19 protein-coding genes are annotated in these 17,955 nt (G+C 58.3%); 11 read left to right on the top strand and 8 right to left on the bottom strand.

Features of this window, described 5'->3' with window-relative positions; all coding sequences use genetic code 11:
* Positions 1 to 42 precede the first annotated feature (42 nt).
* The 3 genes from PLUT_RS06300 to PLUT_RS06290 form a co-directional block, all read right to left on the bottom strand.
* A complete protein-coding gene (locus PLUT_RS06300; protein WP_011357943.1) occupies positions 43 to 999 on the bottom strand; it encodes a PhoH family protein in 957 nt (318 codons plus the stop codon).
* Positions 996 to 2,015 (bottom strand): ADP-glyceromanno-heptose 6-epimerase, encoded by a 1,020-nt coding sequence (rfaD, locus tag PLUT_RS06295; RefSeq protein WP_011357942.1) that lies wholly within the window; start codon positions 2,013 to 2,015, stop codon positions 996 to 998. Before rfaD ends, PLUT_RS06300 begins: the two co-directional genes overlap by 4 nt.
* A gap of 163 nt (positions 2,016 to 2,178) precedes the next feature.
* On the bottom strand, positions 2,179 to 2,601 hold the full coding sequence (locus PLUT_RS06290) for an RNA polymerase sigma factor (RefSeq protein WP_011357941.1): 423 nt from the start codon (positions 2,599 to 2,601) through the stop codon (positions 2,179 to 2,181).
* Positions 2,602 to 2,768: 167 nt separating this feature from the next.
* Here PLUT_RS06290 and hisC point away from each other — a divergent pair, with 167 nt between their 5' ends.
* The 3 genes from hisC to PLUT_RS06275 all read left to right on the top strand — a co-directional run bounded on the left by hisC (position 2,769) and on the right by PLUT_RS06275 (position 5,315).
* Positions 2,769 to 3,842 (top strand): histidinol-phosphate transaminase, encoded by a 1,074-nt coding sequence (gene hisC, locus PLUT_RS06285; RefSeq protein ID WP_011357940.1) that lies wholly within the window; start codon positions 2,769 to 2,771, stop codon positions 3,840 to 3,842.
* Between the two features lie 6 nt (positions 3,843 to 3,848).
* Positions 3,849 to 4,391, top strand: a complete 543-nt coding sequence (locus PLUT_RS06280) for an RNA methyltransferase (protein ID WP_041464114.1) — start codon at positions 3,849 to 3,851, stop codon at positions 4,389 to 4,391.
* A gap of 78 nt (positions 4,392 to 4,469) precedes the next feature.
* A complete protein-coding gene (locus tag PLUT_RS06275; protein WP_011357938.1) occupies positions 4,470 to 5,315 on the top strand; it encodes an alpha/beta fold hydrolase in 846 nt (281 codons plus the stop codon).
* 46 nt (positions 5,316 to 5,361) lie between these two features.
* Here the strand turns inward: PLUT_RS06275 and pth are convergent, their stop codons facing one another.
* Positions 5,362 to 5,934: an aminoacyl-tRNA hydrolase gene (gene pth, locus PLUT_RS06270; RefSeq protein WP_011357937.1), complete on the bottom strand. Its 573-nt coding sequence runs from the start codon at positions 5,932 to 5,934 to the stop codon at positions 5,362 to 5,364.
* Between the two features lie 84 nt (positions 5,935 to 6,018).
* Positions 6,019 to 8,097 carry a sodium-translocating pyrophosphatase gene (locus PLUT_RS06265; RefSeq protein ID WP_011357936.1) on the bottom strand — a complete coding sequence of 693 codons (2,079 nt, stop codon included), beginning with the start codon at positions 8,095 to 8,097 and terminating at the stop codon, positions 6,019 to 6,021.
* 353 nt (positions 8,098 to 8,450) lie between these two features.
* Between PLUT_RS06265 and PLUT_RS06260 the strand changes: the two genes are divergently transcribed.
* Genes PLUT_RS06260 through PLUT_RS06250 form a run of 3 tightly spaced genes read left to right on the top strand, consistent with a single transcriptional unit; the run spans position 8,451 to position 11,045 of the window.
* Positions 8,451 to 8,903, top strand: coding sequence for a LexA family protein (locus PLUT_RS06260; protein ID WP_041463845.1), 453 nt, complete (start codon positions 8,451 to 8,453; stop codon positions 8,901 to 8,903).
* Positions 8,881 to 10,215 carry a Y-family DNA polymerase gene (locus PLUT_RS06255; protein WP_238974560.1) on the top strand — a complete coding sequence of 445 codons (1,335 nt, stop codon included), beginning with the start codon at positions 8,881 to 8,883 and terminating at the stop codon, positions 10,213 to 10,215. The genes PLUT_RS06260 and PLUT_RS06255 overlap by 23 nt, the downstream gene beginning before the upstream one ends.
* Positions 10,212 to 11,045, top strand: a complete 834-nt coding sequence (locus PLUT_RS06250; RefSeq protein WP_011357933.1) for a DUF1848 domain-containing protein — start codon at positions 10,212 to 10,214, stop codon at positions 11,043 to 11,045. The genes PLUT_RS06255 and PLUT_RS06250 overlap by 4 nt, the downstream gene beginning before the upstream one ends.
* On the opposite strand, the gene PLUT_RS06245 is transcribed toward PLUT_RS06250, so the two are convergent.
* From PLUT_RS06245 to PLUT_RS06235, 3 genes are all read right to left on the bottom strand, one after another.
* Positions 11,042 to 11,647 carry a cytochrome b/b6 domain-containing protein gene (locus PLUT_RS06245; protein WP_011357932.1) on the bottom strand — a complete coding sequence of 202 codons (606 nt, stop codon included), beginning with the start codon at positions 11,645 to 11,647 and terminating at the stop codon, positions 11,042 to 11,044. The two genes, PLUT_RS06250 and PLUT_RS06245, sit on opposite strands and share 4 nt — an antisense overlap.
* Positions 11,644 to 13,254 carry a tetrathionate reductase family octaheme c-type cytochrome gene (locus PLUT_RS06240; protein ID WP_041463844.1) on the bottom strand — a complete coding sequence of 537 codons (1,611 nt, stop codon included), beginning with the start codon at positions 13,252 to 13,254 and terminating at the stop codon, positions 11,644 to 11,646. The genes PLUT_RS06245 and PLUT_RS06240 overlap by 4 nt, the downstream gene beginning before the upstream one ends.
* 160 nt (positions 13,255 to 13,414) lie before the next feature.
* Entirely contained in the window at positions 13,415 to 14,461 is a 1,047-nt protein-coding gene (locus PLUT_RS06235; RefSeq protein ID WP_011357930.1) for an endonuclease/exonuclease/phosphatase family protein, read from the bottom strand.
* A 78-nt stretch (positions 14,462 to 14,539) separates the two neighbouring features.
* On the opposite strand from PLUT_RS06235, the gene PLUT_RS06230 reads away from it, so the two are divergent.
* From PLUT_RS06230 to rsmD, 5 genes are all read left to right on the top strand, one after another.
* Positions 14,540 to 14,944 carry a hypothetical protein gene (locus tag PLUT_RS06230; RefSeq protein ID WP_011357929.1) on the top strand — a complete coding sequence of 135 codons (405 nt, stop codon included), beginning with the start codon at positions 14,540 to 14,542 and terminating at the stop codon, positions 14,942 to 14,944.
* Positions 14,945 to 15,032: 88 nt separating this feature from the next.
* Positions 15,033 to 15,752, top strand: coding sequence for a phosphoribosylaminoimidazolesuccinocarboxamide synthase (gene purC / locus PLUT_RS06225; protein WP_011357928.1), 720 nt, complete (start codon positions 15,033 to 15,035; stop codon positions 15,750 to 15,752).
* On the top strand, positions 15,749 to 16,393 hold the full coding sequence (locus PLUT_RS06220; protein ID WP_011357927.1) for a DedA family protein: 645 nt from the start codon (positions 15,749 to 15,751) through the stop codon (positions 16,391 to 16,393). Before purC ends, PLUT_RS06220 begins: the two co-directional genes overlap by 4 nt.
* Before the next feature lie 103 nt (positions 16,394 to 16,496).
* Positions 16,497 to 17,402 carry a transketolase gene (locus PLUT_RS06215; RefSeq protein WP_011357926.1) on the top strand — a complete coding sequence of 302 codons (906 nt, stop codon included), beginning with the start codon at positions 16,497 to 16,499 and terminating at the stop codon, positions 17,400 to 17,402.
* Positions 17,403 to 17,417: 15 nt separating this feature from the next.
* Positions 17,418 to 17,954: a 16S rRNA (guanine(966)-N(2))-methyltransferase RsmD gene (gene rsmD, locus PLUT_RS06210; protein ID WP_011357925.1), complete on the top strand. Its 537-nt coding sequence runs from the start codon at positions 17,418 to 17,420 to the stop codon at positions 17,952 to 17,954.
* Position 17,955: the final 1 nt, after the last annotated feature.

The following is a 17,955-nucleotide window of genomic DNA, read 5'->3' as shown; positions in this document are numbered from 1 at the left end:
CGGTATGTCCATCGGCGGACCGGAGCCCATTGGCGGGAGGGGTTATTTTTTTTCGTGGATTTCGTAAGCGTTGATGATGTCACGCACGAGTTTGTGACGCACCACGTCGGATTTGTCAAGGTGCACGAAACTGATCCCTTTGATCCCATTGAGGATCTTCTGCGAGTTGCCGAGTCCTGATTCGATTTCCTGCGGAAGGTCGACCTGGGTGACGTCGCCGGTGATGATGGCTTTGGAGTTCAGCCCGAGACGGGTGAGGCACATTTTCATCTGTTTCGTCGAGGCGTTCTGGGCTTCGTCGAGGATGATGAATGCGTTGTTGAGGGTTCGGCCGCGCATGTAGGCGAGCGGAACGATCTCGATGATCCTTCGTTCGGTGAGCAGACGGAGTTTTTCCGATGTCAGCATGTCCTGCAGGGCATCGTAGAGAGGGCGCAGATAGGGGTCTATTTTCTGGGCGAGGTCGCCGGGCAGGAACCCGAGGCTTTCGCCGGCCTCGACGGCAGGCCGGGCTAGGACGATGCGCTTGACGGTCTTGGCTTTCCATGCGGCGACCGCGATGGCCACAGCCGTATAGGTCTTTCCCGTTCCGGCCGGACCGATGGCAAAGACGATATCGTTGGTTTTGGCCTCAGTCACCATCCGCCGCTGCCCGTTGGTTTTGGCCCGTACGGCATAGTCCTGCGTCGAGACGATGATGTCCTCATCCGCCGCTTTTCCTTCTCCGCTCTCTTCAACGGGGGAGATGGTGAGGTGTATGAGGGTATTGAGGTCACTTTCTAGGATTTCTCCGTGCCGGAGAGCGAGCTGGCGCATTTCATCGATGATCCTGCCGAGGGCCCGGACATCGTCCCCTGATCCTTCCAGCGAGAGCTTCGCGCCTCTTGAGCTGATGCGGACGTCGGGAAACGCTTTCTTGAGGGTTTTCAGGTTTGCGTCGTGCGGGCCGAAGAGGATGACCGGTTCGATGCCTTCTATCTCAATCTGCCTGGTAGTCAAGTTGCGGAGGGTTGTGGGTTGGCCTTCGTGTCTGTATTCATGTCGAGAAACGGGCTCTCGTGCATGAGGTAGCGCTGTACATACTCCCTGACGCCCTCTTCAAGCGTCGTGAACGGCTTATCGTACCCGCATCCCCTGAGCGAGGCGGTTTCCGCCCGGGTATGGTACTGGTACTTGTCCCGCAGCGCCTCGGGCATCGGGATGTACTCGATCGAAGGGTCGCGGCCGAGGGCTGAAAACGTTGCTTCGGCAAGCTCGCGAAATGTCCTTGCCGTGCCGGTTCCGGCATTGAGGAGGCCGGTGGCGGAGGGGTTTTCGAGCAGCCAGGCCATGATGGCGGTGCAGTCCCGGACATAGATGAAATCGCGTTCCTGCCCGCCGTCCGTGTAGCCTTCCCGGTGCGATTTGAAGAGCTTTACTTTCCCTGTTTCCAGAATCTGGTGGTATGCTTTATAGACCACGCTCGACATGTCTCCCTTATGGTACTCGTTGGGGCCGTAGACATTGAAGAACTTCAGGCCGGTTGCTGCTCCGAGGACGCCGTTTTGGATGGCCCAGCGGTCGAAAAGCTGTTTGGAGTATCCGTACATGTTCAGGGGTCGCAGCCGCTCGACGGCTTCTGTGCCGTCCGTGTAGCCCTCGGCTCCGTCGCCGTAGGTTGCCGCGCTGGAGGCATAGATAAATCTTACGCCCTCTTCCATGCAGTAGGCGGCTATCTTCTTGGAGTATTCGTAGTTGTTCCTGAGAAGGTGGTCGGCGTCGGTCTCGGTGGTGGAGCTGTTCGCACCCATATGGATGATTGCCGTCACATCCTGGAGCGCATGGCGCTGAAGCAGGGCGGGGAAGTCGTCTTTATGGATGAAGTCCCGGTATCTTAGTCCGGAGAGGTTGCGCCACTTCGGCGGGGTGGTGAGGCCGAGCTCGTCAACGATCGTGACGTTTTCCTCTCCGAGGATGTTGAGTTCGGCAAGCATGGCGCTTCCTATGAATCCTGCGCCGCCGGTGATGATGATCATGCGGGGATGATGAAAATTGTTCTCAGGGCTGTCCTCTGGGTTCCCTGCAGCGGGCACCGTCTCTAGTTAAGGACCAATATAGTGAGGGAGGGCGTAAAACAAAAGACCGCCCGGTGAAGGAGGGCGGTCTTTGCACGACTGTTGCATTGGGGCCCTGAGCGGCTCAGGCTGAGACTTTCAGGAGCATGTCGGAGACAAGCAGCTTGCGGCCGAGGAAGAGCCAGGTGCGGATGGTCTCGACCGGTTTGCCGATGATTTCCGAGATCTCGGCGTGCTTCAGCCCTGAAATCTCGTTGAGCAGGACGCTGAGTTTTATGTCGGCTGCCCACTGGCGAAGCACGGCCATAAGATTCCGTTCCGGCTTGCAGTCGATGCTGTCGATGCAGAAGTCTGTTTCCTGGCCGTACCGGTCTATGTAGCACTCGCGGAACGTCTTGAGGATGGCGGTTTCCTCAGAGCGCATATCGGCATTGACATAGGTCATGTTGACCAGCTCGCTTGTGGCCTTCTCGCTGCCTGTCATCCAGTATGCAAGACTGTATATGTCATCAAGCAGGTCTATCGGGGATTTCTTGATCGTCGTCATTGTTGTCCTCCTTCTAGGATTTAGATACAGGATATTTTTTGTCTTGTTTTAAGGTACGAATAAAAAGGATCATTGTCCAGTTTATTTTCGTGAATTCTCGGAAAAAGATATTTTTCAACGGACCAGAGAACGTAATCAATATGTAAGCAACTCCTCTCCGCATTCCCATGCAGAACGACATCCACCGACACCTCAATCCGGCTCTTCAGAAGATAGGCGCATACGTGGTGGAGGGGGGCCAGGAGGCCCCTGTGAAACTCAACCAGAACGAGAGTCCCTTTGACGTTCCGATGTGGCTCAAGGAGGCCATCACCAGAGAGTTCGTCCGCGAGCCCTGGAACCGCTATCCCGACATCCTGCCCTACCGGGGGATCGAGGCCTACGCGGAGTTCCTGGGGGTTCCGGCCGGCCGCGTCATCATGGGCAACGGCTCGAACGAGCTGCTCTACACCATATTCATGGCGTGTCTCGGTCCGGGCCGCAGGATCCTGATTCCGGAGCCTTCGTTTTCATTGTATGAGAAGATCGCCCTCCTCATGCAGGCCGACATCGTTTCAGTGCCTATGCGTCGGGGACTGGATTTCGATGCCGACCTTATTCTTGAAAGGGCTAAAGCTGAGGCTGTGGACCTCATCGTGCTCTCCACGCCGAACAACCCGACCGGTAAGTCCCTTTCTCCTGATGACATCCGGCGCATAGCCACGGAGTCCGGTGCCATCGTGCTTGTCGATGAGGCCTATATCGAGTTTTCACGCCATCCCTCAGCCCTTCCCTTAGTCGATGAGCTTCCGAACGTGGTGATCCTCAGAACCATGTCGAAGGCGCTTGCCCTTGCCGGCATGCGCATCGGTTTCGCTATAGCGCCGGAAGCGCTGATGGCCGAGCTCACAAAACCCAAAATTCCGTTCGCATCGAACCGGCTTGCCGAGATCACCCTCCGCCATGTGCTCGCGAATTATTCTATTGTTAAGGATTCGGTATCGTATATTCTGGATGAGCGTGAACGAATGTACTCTGAACTTGAGGGAATGGATGGCCTGCAGCCGTTCATGAGCGACACGAACTTCCTCATCATCCGCGTTGCCGATCCGAGGGCGGTCTTCCAGCATCTTCGTGGAGAGGGTATTCTGGTGCGGAACGTGTCGGGATATCCGCTGATGGAGGGTTGCCTGCGATGCAACATCGGTCTCCGGGACGAGAACCGTCGCCTGCTCGACGGGCTTTCCAGGGCGCTTCGCTAGATGGCAATGGAGGGCTTCCGCAAGCTTGAGGCCAGTGAGATGGGGCGGTTCGACCCCGGCGAGTATCCGCCCACGGACCGCCATCCCGTCGTGCTGCTCCTGCACAACATCAGGAGCATGTGGAATGTCGGTTCACTGTTCCGGACAGCCGACTGTGCAGGCATCGAAAAGATCCTCCTCTCGGGCTATACGGCAACACCGCCGCGCAAGGAGATTTCGAAGACCGCACTCGGGGCCGACTTGAGCATGCCCTGGGAGTACATCCCGGACCCGCACCGGGCGGTTCTTGAGATGAAAGCTTCCGGCCGGAAGGTCTTTGGCCTTGAAATTACCGAAGGGAGCCGGCCCTACACGTCGCTTTCGGTTGTTGATTTCCCCCTCTGCCTGGTGCTCGGCAATGAGGTTCAGGGGATTGATGACAGTCTGCTCAGGCTCTCGGACGGGGTTCTTGAAATTCCGCAGTACGGAACCAAGCACTCCCTGAACGTGTCAGTTGCCGCAGGCGTGGCGCTTTTCGAGCTGGTACGGGTGTTTCGGGCAGACGGGTGAGGTTTTCCGGCATTCCGGAGTTAGTAGGGGGTAGGGAGTGGGTAACTATAGAGAACGGCGTTTCAAAAGTGTTCTTCAATGCTGCATTACAAGACATATCAACTGGTTGAACCTGGGGCCCCGTGGGTCGTGTTCGTGCACGGCGCAGGCGGAAGTTCCTCGATATGGTTCCTTCAGATCAAGGAGTTCATCCGCCACTTCAACGTGCTGCTCGTCGACCTTCGAGGCCACGGGCGATCCAAGGCAGTCGCCGGATCAAAGGAAGACCGCCACTACAACTTCGAGGACATCACCCGCGACATTCTGGAGGTGCTTGACTCCCTCAAGATCCGTGAGGCCCACTTCATCGGCATCTCCCTCGGCACCATCCTCATCCGCAACCTCAGCGAACTGGCTCCCGAACGGGTCAGCTCCATGGTGATGGGCGGGGCCATCATCCGGCTCAACGTCAGGGCCAAGGTGCTCGTCACCCTCGGCAATATGTTCAAGCGTGTGGTGCCCTACATGTGGCTCTACAGCTTCTTTGCCTGGATCATCATGCCGCGGGAGCGCCACAAGAAGTCGCGCCTGCTCTTTGTGAACGAGGCGAAAAAGGTGGCGCAGAAAGAGTTCATGCGCTGGTTCCGGCTCACCTATGAGCTCACACCGCTCCTGCGGTACTTTGAGGAAAAGGATACCGGCATCCCCACCCTCTACCTGATGGGGGAGGAGGACCATATGTTCCTGCCGGCGGTCCGCATCATCATTACCCGGCATACCAACTCTTTTCTGCAGGTCATCACCAACAGCGGCCATGTCTGCAACGTCGACCAGCCCGTCGAATTCAACCACCGGGCAATCATGTTCCTTCAGGAGATATCAGGAGGTATGGATGCGGTTGCCGGGATCGAGGAAGCTGCACCCGCATGCCTCGTTGCCTGCTGAACGAGAGAGCGCGTCATTCTGCAATCATTCTGCAATCATTCTGAAGTTATTCTGCCGACTTGTTGTAGTGGTTCATGGCGTGCTCGATGCCGTTTTTGGCAAAGTCCAGAACGGCTTCCCGGCATGATTCGAGTGTCCGGTCCATCACAACCCGCTCTTCCGCACTGAATTTTCCCAGCACAAACGACGAAAACGACCCCGGCGGCATCTCTCCAAGGCGGATGCCGATGCGAAGGCGCGCGAACTCGTCGCTTCCGAGCGATTCGATGATATGCTTCAGGCCGTTCTGGCCGCCGGCCGAGCCTTTTGCGCGCAGGCGCATGGTGCCGGAGGGGAGGTTGAGGTCATCGCAGACGACGAGGATGTCGTTCTTCTGTACCTTGTGGAAGTTCATTGCTGCCACAACGGCATGGCCCGAGAGGTTCATGTAGGTGGTCGGCTTGATGAGCATCAAGGTCTCTTGACGGTGCGTGATCTTTGCGGCAAGGTATTTTCCCTTTCCGGAGCTGAACGATGAGCCGAACGCGGCGGCGAGGCTGTCGACAAGGTCGAAGCCGATGTTGTGACGGGTATTGTTGTAACGGGATTCAGGGTTCCCGAGGCCGATGATGAGTTTCATTGCTTGAGACCTTCAGAGAGAGGGTGAAAACAGGGACGGCCTTCATTTGAAGGCCGTCCAATGGTACGAAAAGCTGCCGAGTTATCAAAGCAGCGGGGCAATCACGAGCGCCACAACCGCAATCAGCTTCATAAGAATGTTGAGGCTCGGGCCGCTGGTATCCTTGAGCGGGTCGCCCACCGTGTCGCCGACAACGGCGGCCTTGTGGGTATCGGACCCTTTACCGTAAACCACTCCGTCGAACTCGATCTTGCCCTCGATGCGTTTCTTGGCATTGTCCCATGCACCGCCGGCGTTCGACTGGAAGATGGCCATCAGCACGCCCGATGAGGTCACGCCGGCAAGCAGACCGCCGAGCATGTCCTTGGATATGAACCCGACCACTACAGGAACGAGCACGCCCATGAGGCCGGGAAGGATCATTTCGCGGATGGCTGCCTTGGTGGAGATGTCGACGCAGTGCGCAAACTCTGCAGGAGCAGTTCCTTCGCGCAGGCCGGGGATTTCACGGAACTGGCGGCCGACTTCGTTGATCATGTCGCTTGCTGCGCGCCCTACCGCTCCCATGGCCATGGCGCTGAATACGAACGGCAGCATGGCACCGATCAGCAGGCCTGCCATGATGATCGGCTCTGCGATGTCGAGAGAGGTGATGTGGGCCTGCTGGCGGTAAGCAGCGAAGAGGGCCAGGGCCGTCAGGGCTGCGCTGCCGATGGCAAAGCCTTTGCCTATGGCGGCGGTGGTGTTTCCGACTGCGTCAAGCTTGTCGGTCCGTTCACGCACTTCGGCCGGGAGCCCTGCCATTTCGGCGATGCCGCCGGCGTTGTCGGAAATCGGTCCGTAGGCATCGACGGCCAGCTGGATGCCGGTGACGGAGAGCATGCCGAGGGCTGCGATGGCGATGCCGTAGAGGCCTGCAAAATAGTGCGAGGCGACGATTGCTGCAGCAAGCACGAGGACGGGAAGGGCCGTCGACATCATGCCGACGCCGAGGCCTGCAATGATGGTTGTTGCCGCACCGGTGATGCTCTGGCGGGCGATGCCGATGACCGGAGCCTTGTCGGTGGAGCAGTAGTACTCGGTGATGAGGCCGATCATGACGCCTGCGGCCAGACCGATGATGACGGCATAGAAAACATTCAGCGAGCTGTAGACGATGCCCTCAGCCGTCCAGCTTGCGGGGAGGTATGCTGTGATGAGGAAGTAGCTGAGCACCGCCATGACGATGGATGCTCCGAACTCGCCCATGTTGAGGCCGGTCTGCGGGTTGCCTCCCTCTTTCACCTTCACGAGGAACGATCCGGCGATGGAGACCAGGATGCCGACTGCGGCAAGCACCAGCGGAAGCATGACGGCGGCGATGGGGTTGGGGAACCCGATACTGTTGAATACGGGGATGAACGCGGCACCGAGCACCATGGTTCCGATGATCGAGCCTACATAGCTCTCAAAAAGGTCGGCGCCCATGCCGGCCACGTCACCCACATTGTCGCCCACGTTGTCGGCAATGGTGGCGGGGTTGCGGGGGTCGTCTTCCGGGATGCCTTCATAGACCTTTCCTGCCAGGTCGGCACCGACATCGGCCGCCTTGGTGTAGATGCCTCCACCCACGCGGGCAAAGAGCGCGATGGAAGATGCTCCGAGCGAAAAGCCGGATATGAGGTTGATGACTTCAGCCATGTCCGTGAACATCTGGCTGTAGATGATGAAGAGTCCGGACAGGCCGATGATGCCAAGTCCGACGACGGAAAGCCCCATGACGAGACCGCCCGAAAAGGCGATGTTGAGTGCCTCTCCGAGGCCTGTTCTTGCAGCATGGGTGGTGCGCACATTGGCTTTCGTCGCCACCCTCATACCGAAGTATCCGGCCAAAGCGGAACAGAACGCTCCGACGACGAAGCTCACGGCGATGATCGGGGATGTACCCTCTCTGCCGCTGTTGGCGAAGGCGAGAAGAACTGCAACCGATGCGACGAAGATGACGAGGACCTTGTACTCGCGCTTCAGGAACGCAATGGCCCCGTCGGCGATGTGCCCGGCGATGGTCGACATTTTTTCAGTACCTTCCGGCTGCTTTGAAATCCAGGAGGCTTTGAACAAGGCATACAGCAGCGCAAGTACTCCGGTGAGAGGAATTGCGTACAGCACAGTTGAATTGTCCATGGCTTTTTTTTTGTTGGATGTTTGAACGTGCGAACGTGCGAACGTGCGAAATCCACTGTTCCGGTGTGAGGAACAGTAGATCCGGGCTTCAGGGAAGCCGATGCTGCAAAAGGCCAAAGAACAGGACCGGCGTGCCGGCTTATGATGGAGTCTAAGTCATAGTAAAGATGAAATTTACGATTTATGAAGCGGACTGCAAACTTCAGGGCGGGCTCCGGGGCGTTATTCACGGTTCCGATTCTGATAATTCTTTCGATATGGCGTATCATAAGGGTATATGGGAGCCCCCCCTCCGGGCGGGTTCTCTGCTACTTTTCTTGCCGGCTCCTGGAATGTTTCGTTTATTAACCCTCATGCGACTAAGCAGCATACACCATACTCTTTTCCTTGATTTCTATCGGGCCGACCTCTCGGTTCCGCTGCCGCTTCCTTTGGCTGAAACGGCTGTTTCGGCAGGGTTTCCCTCGCCGGCCGAGGATCATCTCGAAGTTACCCTTGACCTCAACCGGGCCCTCGTCCGCCACCCCGATGCAACCTTCTATGCGCGGGTGAAGGGGAGTTCGATGATCGAGGCCGGCATCGCCGAAGGCGACATCCTTGTCATCGACCGCTCCCTGGATGCGAAGGAGGGCGACATCGCGCTCTGTTTTCTGGATGGGGAGTTCACCGTCAAGCGCATTGCCATGGATGACGGGGTGCTCATGCTCATGCCTGAAAACAGCGCATACAGCCCCATCCGGATCGGCGAGGAGAGCGATTTCCAGGTGTGGGGTATCGTCACCTATGTCATCCACAAGTCCCGCTGAACGGGGAGCGCTTATGTTCGCCCTTGCCGACTGCAACAACTTCTATGTGTCCTGCGAGCGGGTCTTCAACCCCATGCTTTGTGGGCGGCCGGTGGTGGTGCTTTCCAACAATGACGGCTGCGTCATCGCCCGCTCCGAGGAGTCGAAAGCGCTTGGCATAGCGATGGGTACTCCGCTGTTCCGGTGCCGGGATGTGATTGGCCGCCACGGCGTCGCAGTCTTTTCTTCCAACTACCCCCTCTACGGTGACATGTCTTCACGGGTGATGAACACCCTCGGGGCCATGGCTCCGGAGCAGGAGCGCTATTCTATCGACGAGGCTTTTTTCGACCTCTCCGGGTTCCGGCGTTTCGGCCTCAGGGAGCATGCGGCCCTCATGCGACGCACCGTGCTCAAACACACCGGTATCCCCGTCAGCATCGGCATCGCCCATACCAAGACCCTCGCCAAACTTGCAGCGAAGGCGGCCAAGAAAGACCCCTCGTGCGGCGGCGTGCTCATGCTTGAGGGGGCGGACCGGGTGCGCCGTGCCCTTGCATCCACCCATCTGGAGGATGTCTGGGGTATCGGTCGGCAGTGGAGCCTGAAACTCGCTTTGCAGGGTATTCAAACCGCAGCCGACTTTGCCGGTATGCCTCCCGCGCTTGTGCGCCGGCTGCTCGGGGTCACCGGCGCAAAGGTACAGGCTGAGCTCCAGGGGCACCGATGTCTCCCGCTGGAGCTTGTCCGGCCCATGAAACAGACCATCTGCACCTCCCGTTCGTTCGGCCGGAACGTTTTCTCGGTTGAGGAACTGCAAGAGGCTGTTGCAAGCTTCGCTTCCCGGGCCGCTTCGAAGCTTCGCCGTGAGGGCTCGACGGCCTCGCTTCTCACCGTCTTCATCTCCACGAGCCCGTTTGCCGCTTCCGCTCTCCGGCGCGAGGCCTCACGCACCGTCTCTCTTCCCCGTGCGGCCGACGATGCCATGACGCTCGTCACGGCCGCCTCCCGGGTGCTCGAGGCGATCTACCAGGGCGGCCACCCGTACCGGAAAGCCGGTGTGCTTCTCGGAGCCATTGCTCCGAAGAACCCTCCGGGAGAGTCATTCCTGCTCTTCGGCGACGAGGGTGAGGGGAGAGCTGAAGCGCTCCAGCAGGTCATGGAACAGGTCAACCTCCGCTACGGAAACGGCAGCATCCGCCTTGCCGCGGAGGACTCCCGGGCCTGGGAGCCGCTTTGCCGGCACATCTCCCCACGCTACACCACTTCCTGGGAGGAGATCCTCCGGGTTCCCTCCGCACCGCAGGCCCCACCCGCTCCCGCTCACAGGTGATCATCAGCGCAAGCCGCCGGACCGACATACCGGCATGCCACGGGGAGTGGTTTATGGAGTGCCTGCGAGCGGGTGAGGTGCTGGTTCCCAATCCCATGCGGCCGAGCCAGGTGAGCCGCATTGCCCTCAACCCCGATGCCCTTGAGGGCATCGTGTTCTGGACGAAAGATCCAGGCCCCTTCATGCCCTTCCTCCCGGAGCTGGACCGCATGGGCTACCCCTACTACTTCCTCTTCACCCTCACCCCCTACGGCACCGACATCGAGCCGTGCCTTCCTCCGAAGCCGCTTCTCGTGGACCGGTTCCGGTGCCTGTCAGAGCATCTCGGTCCTGAACGGGTTATCTGGCGGTACGATCCCGTGATCCTTACCGCACGGATGGACGTCCAGTGGCATCTGGAATCGTTCGCTCACTTCGCCCGTGAGCTCTCGGGTTATACCCGGCACGCCATCATCAGCTTCGTCGACCGGTACCGCAAGACACAGCGGGCGATGCAGGCTCTGGGAACGCTTGAGCTGGATGCTGCAGCGATGGAGGCTGTTGCGGGAGGCTGTGCCCGTATTGCCGCGGAGTGCGGTATGGAGCTTTCCGCCTGCGCCGAGGCGCTGGACCTGTCGCAGGCGGGCGTACGCCCCGCCAGCTGCGTCGACAGGGATCTGCTCCTCCGGATTTCGGGCCGTGCTCAGCTGGACCTTGGGCTCGGGCGGAATAGGGAAGGAGGGAGAAAAAAAGATCCCGGCCAGCGCCACCAGTGCGGGTGTGCGCCAAGCCGGGACATTGGAACCTATGGAACCTGCAGCCACCGCTGCCTCTACTGTTACGCCTCCTAGTCCTCCACCTCTTCCCAGCCGGTGATCATGGCCTTGATGTTGGAGGTGACGGTGTGGCCGGTGGTGGTCATGTAGACGTGCATCACCACGAACCCGATGAGCAGGTAGGCAAGGAGCGTGTGGATGTGGGCCACCGGCTCGAGCCATGCCGGGTTCATGCCGAGGTCTACCAGCTCATTGAAGTAGTAGTAGATGAACCCGAAAATGATCTGCAGCGGCAGGCCGACAAGCGTGAGGCCGAGATAGGTGATACGCTGCAGCGGGTTCAGCCGGGAGATCTCGTTTTTCTTGAACGGGTGCGGCTCGTTGCGGAAGATCCCGATGACATAATAGCGGGCCTGCATGAGGATCTTCTCGACCAGGTTGCCCTCCGTCAGGTACTGGCGGAAGTCACCGGTGGTGATGTACCAGAAGAAGGCCAGGACAATGAAGCTCAAAAGCGCGACGGCAAAAAAGTTGTGCACATGGAATGCCGCTTCGTAGCCCATGATCTTGAAGAGCCCGTGAACCTCCATTCCCGTGAAGAGAAGGCCGAAGATGATGAGGGCCTGCATCCAGTGCCAGAAGCGCTGAAACCGTGCATACAGATAGATTTTCCTCATGCTCTCTCCTCCCGTTCCTTGTGTTTTTTTGTGGTGTAGTAGCGCACGATGCTGTGGATGATGACTCCTCCCAGTGAGCCGACGGTGACGAGGAGTCCGATGATTTCAACGAACAGGTTGACATCTCGGCCGGGAAGGTAGAATCCCGAGAGGTTTTCAAGCCGTCCTCCGCGGGCGTGGCACTCCACGCAGCCGAGCGCATCTTCTTTAGGTGAAACCATGTGCGAAATCGGCCAGAACATTTCGGTTTCTACGAACCCGTAGCTGCCGCTGTACTTAAGCCCGGACTCCCTCATGCCCGCTTCTATCGAGCGCTTCCAGTCGAAGTCCGACCAGTAGGCGCCGGAGCCTTTCGGGCCGAAGAGTTTCGGCTTGACGAAGTGCTTCAGCTCCGTGTCGTAGGGCTGGAGCCCGCGGTGCACCTTGAAGGGCCATATGCGGGAAAGTGTATCGCCGGTCATGCCGGAGGGACGGTTGACCGACACCACTCCTTTGTCGTTGATGGTGGTGTGGAATGTCACGTAGTTCATTTCGCCATTGAACCAGCGGTACTCGGGCCGAGCGTTTTTCTCCCAGCGGAACTCGCCCTTTTTGGTGACGTAGGTCGGCATGCCGGCAGCGTCCTTTTTCGTGATCATTTTTCCCTTTTCGTCGAACTTGCCCGCCTTCGACCAGTCCCACCACATTTTCGTCGGGCGCTCTTTTGCGATATGGGGGATATGGCATGTCTGGCAGGCCACCTTGTCGATATGGTCGTTGAGCTTCTTGTTCTTCCGGTGCGGTTCGAGGCTGTGGCACGAGGCGCAGGATGTCGGGAAGTCGTCGGCCAGGGGATAGTCGAAGCCGTGGGTATCACGAGCCATAGGTGTGTAGCGGCTGCCGGGAACCTGATGTCCTTCGGTTTTATGGCAGTCGACGCAGGTCATGTTCAGCTCGTTTTTGCCCGTCGCCATGTGCACGTCGAGCGAACGCGGCCCCTTTATGAGTGAGCCGTCCAGGTCTCCGTGCTTCACCGCGTCGGCCCCTCCGCCTTCAAAATGGCAGATGCCGCAGTTCTGGCGGTCCGGGTTCTGCACGTTCCGGGCAACGTAGGAGAGGTTTACTTTGGGGTACTTCTTCTTTTCCTGCACCGTCGCCTCGTAGGCGGGGTGGCCGGCTCCGGCGGGCAGCTTTTGGTACGTGCCGGTTCCGTCATGGCAGATGAGGCAGTCGACGTTCTGTTCGCTCCTGAAGTCGAACTGCTTGTCTTTCCATCCGTACCCCACATGGCAGGACGTGCATCGCGCTTCGTTGCTTTCAACGGAGATGCAGAAGTTGTTCACCACGTTTTTCTTGCCGAGCATCTTGCCGTCTTTCATCGGCACTTCCCAGGTCCAGTGCTTGGTGCGGTGGACCTGTTTTGCAGCTTCGGTGTGGCACTCAAGGCAGGCTTTTGTGACTTCGGGCCCGCTTTTGAACTCCCGCTGCAGCTGCCGGAATTTGCTGTGGTCGGCCGTCGAGACCGAGAGAGAGTCCTTGGGGAGGTGGTAGACCGCTCCGGAAAGAGGCCCTGAGGCAAAGAGGATGAGCATAACCGGCAGAATCCGGCCCACGAGCACTTTCATCATGGGTGGTTTGTTTACGGTTGCAAAAGAGAGAGAGAGAGAGGAAGAATCAATTAGCAGTAATGTACGTATAAGTTTTTTATAAAGAACAAGATAACGATTGTTAACGGACTGTATCGGCCAGTCGGAAAGGTTCTTTTTGCGGGGGAAAAGTACGCAGGAATCAGTGCGGGTGCGACGTGGTGGCGACTTTGAGCAGGAGGGGGAGATGGTCGCTGTAGCCGCCGCTGTATTTTCCTCCCTCATAGGTTCTCCAGGGCTTTTTCCCGGATTTTGTGAACATGGGGCGGAAGAAGAAGCAGCTGAACGCACCGGGTTCATCGGTGCGGATGCCGGGGCCGGAGAGCATGCCTTTTGAGACAAGGATCTGGTCGATCCGTTCCCACCGGCCCCGGTAGGAGTAGCTGCCGGGCTGGCTGCTTCCACCCCAGCAGTTGTAGAGGGTGCCGTCCTTGGCTCGTTGGGCCTGCAGACGATTGAGGGTGCCGCGGAGGGTGCGCCTCACCGATCGGTCCTGGGGGCTGTCGTTGAAGTCGCCCATGACGATGATGTCGGCATCCGGGTTCTGGAGGAGGAGGCTGTCGGCCGCAGCCCTTGCCACCCTGGCGGCCATGATGCGTTTCTTCTCAGTCAGGGCGCTGCCGAATGCGCGGGAAGGCCAGTGGTTGAGGATGAGGGTGAAGGGGCGGCCCCGGTTCTTGAACCCGGCGACGATGATGTCCCTCGTTGGACGCCCATCCTGCGGAACGCTGTAGGTCTTCATTCCGGTGAAGTCCAGGCGCTCCGGATCATAGGCGAGCGCGATGTCGATGCCTCTCAGGTCGGGGGAGTCATGGTAGAGGGCGCGGTACCGGGCTCCCTTGATTTTCTGGAGGGCACGGCGGAACACGGCACCGTTCTCAACCTCGGCGAAGGCGAGCACGGCGGGAAGCTGGCCGTAGTCAGGATGGGTGGCGATCGCTTTCATGACGTAGGCGATGCGCATCTCTTTGAGAAGGAGTTTTTTAGGGGTCCAGTGCAGCCGGCCTTCCGGGGTGAACTCCTCGTCGGAGATCCCTGGATCATCCGTCGTGTCGAAGAGGTTCTCGACGTTCCACCACAGGAGGAGCAGGCTTTCGGGGCGGTCATCTACAGTCTTTTCACCGCCTTTGGCCACTCCATGGAGAAGCGAGAGGAGCAAAAAGGCGGAGAGTATTTTTTTCATTGTCATAATCAGTATGCTTTATGTAACTTAATCGGGATTTTTCCAGTTTCAATTTTTATTTCATTCACTGCAGGGGAACGCGGTATGGATCGGAAACGAGATGTCAAGGACCGTGCCAAGGACATTCTTGAAGAGACTCTTGACAGGGAGGCAGTCATCGTCCTGACCAGAATTTCCGAAGAGATGCAGCTGGTATTCGAAGCCCATCCGGAGCCCTCTCTGGAGGATGTCGAACGTATTGTCACGGCTTTTTTTCTTGAGAAGGGCAAGACAGAGCCGTTTATCGAAGACTGGATCCATACCTCCTGTGAGCACAGTCGCTCGCGAGGGCTGGATGACAGAGACCAGCCGAAAGCCATGCTCTCCGACCTCGGAGTGTTCCGGTTCATGAGTTTCCTCAAAGATCGCGGCCTAACCGACGACCAGATCACGATCGTGCTTACCGGCGCGGTACAGCAGGCTGCTTCAGAGCGTACGGACGGGCGCTGAGCAAATCCTCTTTCCACCTGCGCCCCAGAGGGCGCCGCCATCCTTTTTCACCCGTTTGTTATCACCTACTCACCAACGTAACCGCATAATGAAAAAGACAACGCTCCTCCATGAAGGCAAGGCAAAGAAAGTGTTCCTGACCGATGAAGCTGATCTCGTCATTCAGGAGTTCAAGGACGACGCCACCGCATTCAACAACAAGAAAAAGGGCACTATAGCAGAAAAGGGGGTGGTGAACAACGCCATTTCCTGCAAGCTCTTCACCATGCTGGAAGGCGAGGGGGTCCGCACCCATCTGGTAGAAAAACTCTCCGACCGCGACATGCTCTGCAAGAAGCTTGATATCATCAAGGTCGAGGTTGTCGTGCGAAACATCGCCGCAGGTTCTCTGGTGAAGCGCTACGGGTTTACGGAAGGAAGTGTGCTCCGGGAGCCCATCGTCGAGTTTTACCTCAAGAACGACGATCTCGACGACCCGTTGATGAACGAATCGCATGCCGTGGCTCTCGGTGTGGCCAGCCTTGATGAACTTGCCGTGCTTGGAACACGCGCCCTCCGGGTCAACGAGGTGCTGAAGCCCTTTTTTGCCGGCGTGAAGCTCAAGCTTGTCGATTTCAAGCTAGAGTTCGGCCGCCATCACGGCGAAATCCTGCTCGGCGACGAGATCAGCCCCGACACCTGCAGGTTCTGGGACCTCGAGACCAACGAAAAGCTTGACAAGGACCGGTTCCGCCTTGATCTTGGCGGCATTGAGGATGCCTACAGCGAAGTGCAGAAGCGGGTACTCGGCTCAGGGGCGCTTTCATGATGGAACCTGCGATACAGTGGCTGCAGCAGGCAGACCCTCTTTCGGTCTACCTCCTGCTGTTCCTTGTCGCTTTCCTTGAAAACGTCATTCCCCCGATTCCGGGGGACGTGCCGGTGGCTTTTGTCGGCTACATGATCTCCTTCAGCACGATTTCGATGGGCTGGTCGCTTTTATCGGCCACCCTCGGTTCCACGGCCGGGTTCATGCTGCTTTTCCTCTTCAGCCGGGGGCTCGGCGTCCGTCTCTATGCCGACGATGCAGGGCCCGTGAAGCACTGGCTCTCCCGCAGTCTCCACAAGCTTTTCCCCCCCGGTGACATGGTGGTCCTGCGCAGGAAGTTTTCCCGGCACGGCTACCTTGCCGTCCTGGTAAACCGGTTCCTGTTCGGTTCACGGGCCGTCATTTCCATCATGGCGGGCCTCATGCACCTGCATGTGCCCCGGGTTCTTCCGGCCGCATTTCTTAGCTCGCTCCTCTGGAACCTGCTCCTGCTCTACGGCGGCTACTTCCTTGGCAGCAACTGGCAGGAGGCCTCAGGCTATCTTGCGCTCTACAGCGTGCCCATCACGATTCTTTTCGCGCTCTTCCTTTTTTTCGCCCTCCGCAGATTTCACAGGGAGAGAAAGCGCGAAGGTGAGTGAGTTTTTTTTGTTATTTCTGCCAAGCCCTTTAACTTTCGGCTTACCGGGCAAGAGCCACTGAATTTCCCTTTATTTTTCATACACGAACGCAGTACTACTCCCCATGGCAACTTTAAAGCGCTATCCTGCTGAAAAAAAAGGCGAGCTACTTGAGCTCGGCTCACTTGAAGACCTCAAGGCTATGGCCCGCCAGGTCCGCCGCGACATCGTCCGCATGCTCTCAATGGCCAGTTCCGGCCATACCGGCGGCTCCCTTGGCATGGCAGACATTTTCACAGCCCTTTACTTCAGGGTTCTCCGCCACCGCCCCCATGATTTCTGGGACCATGGCGACCAGGACCTGCTGTTCCTCTCCAACGGGCACATCGCTCCGGTATGGTACAGCGTCCTTGCCCGTTCAGGATACTTTTGCCTCTCGGAGCTCGGTTCCCTCCGCCAGCTCAACTCCTATCTCCAGGGCCATCCGACGTGTGAGGCAGGGCTTCCCGGCATCCGCATCGCGTCCGGCTCACTCGGCCAGGGTCTTTCGGTTGCAACGGGAGCCGCGCTCGGCCAGCGCATGAACAGGCAGGGTGGACATGTCTTCTGCCTCATGGGAGATGGCGAGTGCCAGGAGGGCCAGATCTGGGAGGCTGCGATGAGTGCCGCCCATTACGGCCTCGGCAACATCATCGGCATCGTCGACTACAACAACCAGCAGATTGACGGAGAGGTGGAAAACGTCATGGGTATCGAGCCCTTCGCAGACAAATGGCGTGCATTCGGCTGGAACGTCTATCACTGCGACGGCAACGACATCGAGGACTTTGTCGCCACCGTCGAGAAGGTGAAGCTGGCGGCAGCCCCGAACCCTTCAGTCATCCTTGCTGTCACCATCATGGGCAAGGGGGTTCCGTTCTTTGAAGGCACCATGGAGGACAATACCAACTGGCACGGCAAGCCGCCCTCGAAGGACGATGCCGAAAAAGCGCTTGCGATCCTCGAAGAGACCCGCTTCGGCGATTTCTAGGGCAACGGGCCTCCAGTGCAGATCATCGCGGGCAGATACCGGGGCCGCAGGATAACGACTGCCCCCCTGCAGGATGTTCGTCCGTGCAGCAGCAGGGTGAAGAAGTCGATTTTTGACATCCTTCACTCCAGAATGGATTTCGAAGGGTCCTGTGTGCTCGACCTTTTTGCAGGCTTCGGTTCCCTTGGCTTTGAGACCCTGAGCAGGGGAGCCTCCAGGGTCACCTTCGTCGACCGTCATCCCGTTTCGCTCCGCTCCCTCCGGAAAACGGCAGGAGAGCTCAAGGTGGAAGAGATGGTCTCTATTGTGAATGAAGACGTCACCCTGTTTCTGCAGTCCGAGACCGGTTCCTTCGACCTGATATTCGCTGACCCCCCGTATGCATGGGAAGACTATCCCAGGCTGATTGAGGGCATTATGGCAGGAAGCCTCCTCGAAGAAGATGGCTGGCTGCTCATCGAGCACGATGCGCACGGTGATTTTTCCCTTTCGCCCTACTACTCGTTCCACCGTGACTACGGTATGACGAGAATTACTTTTTTTCAGCATTGAA

The sequence above is a fragment of the Pelodictyon luteolum DSM 273 genome (assembly GCF_000012485.1).
GTDB lineage: Bacteria > Bacteroidota > Chlorobiia > Chlorobiales > Chlorobiaceae > Chlorobium > Chlorobium luteolum.
This window is presented reverse-complemented; position numbering and strand designations above follow the sequence as displayed.

What these genes read in the sequence shown, in the direction of transcription:
- rfaD (WP_011357942.1), bottom strand. Translation starts at nt 2,015, where the DNA reads ATGATCATCATCACCGGCGGCGCAGGATTCATAGGAAGCGCCATGCTT.
- PLUT_RS06290 (WP_011357941.1), bottom strand. Translation starts at nt 2,601, where the DNA reads ATGACGACGATCAAGAAATCCCCGATAGACCTGCTTGATGACATATAC.
- hisC (WP_011357940.1), top strand. Translation starts at nt 2,769, where the DNA reads ATGCAGAACGACATCCACCGACACCTCAATCCGGCTCTTCAGAAGATA.
- PLUT_RS06280 (WP_041464114.1), top strand. Translation starts at nt 3,849, where the DNA reads ATGGAGGGCTTCCGCAAGCTTGAGGCCAGTGAGATGGGGCGGTTCGAC.
- PLUT_RS06275 (WP_011357938.1), top strand. Translation starts at nt 4,470, where the DNA reads ATGCTGCATTACAAGACATATCAACTGGTTGAACCTGGGGCCCCGTGG.
- pth (WP_011357937.1), bottom strand. Translation starts at nt 5,934, where the DNA reads ATGAAACTCATCATCGGCCTCGGGAACCCTGAATCCCGTTACAACAAT.
- PLUT_RS06265 (WP_011357936.1), bottom strand. Translation starts at nt 8,097, where the DNA reads ATGGACAATTCAACTGTGCTGTACGCAATTCCTCTCACCGGAGTACTT.
- PLUT_RS06260 (WP_041463845.1), top strand. Translation starts at nt 8,451, where the DNA reads ATGCGACTAAGCAGCATACACCATACTCTTTTCCTTGATTTCTATCGG.
- PLUT_RS06255 (WP_238974560.1), top strand. Translation starts at nt 8,881, where the DNA reads ATGTCATCCACAAGTCCCGCTGAACGGGGAGCGCTTATGTTCGCCCTT.
- PLUT_RS06245 (WP_011357932.1), bottom strand. Translation starts at nt 11,647, where the DNA reads ATGAGGAAAATCTATCTGTATGCACGGTTTCAGCGCTTCTGGCACTGG.
- PLUT_RS06240 (WP_041463844.1), bottom strand. Translation starts at nt 13,254, where the DNA reads ATGATGAAAGTGCTCGTGGGCCGGATTCTGCCGGTTATGCTCATCCTC.
- PLUT_RS06235 (WP_011357930.1), bottom strand. Translation starts at nt 14,461, where the DNA reads ATGACAATGAAAAAAATACTCTCCGCCTTTTTGCTCCTCTCGCTTCTC.
- PLUT_RS06230 (WP_011357929.1), top strand. Translation starts at nt 14,540, where the DNA reads ATGGATCGGAAACGAGATGTCAAGGACCGTGCCAAGGACATTCTTGAA.
- purC (WP_011357928.1), top strand. Translation starts at nt 15,033, where the DNA reads ATGAAAAAGACAACGCTCCTCCATGAAGGCAAGGCAAAGAAAGTGTTC.
- PLUT_RS06220 (WP_011357927.1), top strand. Translation starts at nt 15,749, where the DNA reads ATGATGGAACCTGCGATACAGTGGCTGCAGCAGGCAGACCCTCTTTCG.
- PLUT_RS06215 (WP_011357926.1), top strand. Translation starts at nt 16,497, where the DNA reads ATGGCAACTTTAAAGCGCTATCCTGCTGAAAAAAAAGGCGAGCTACTT.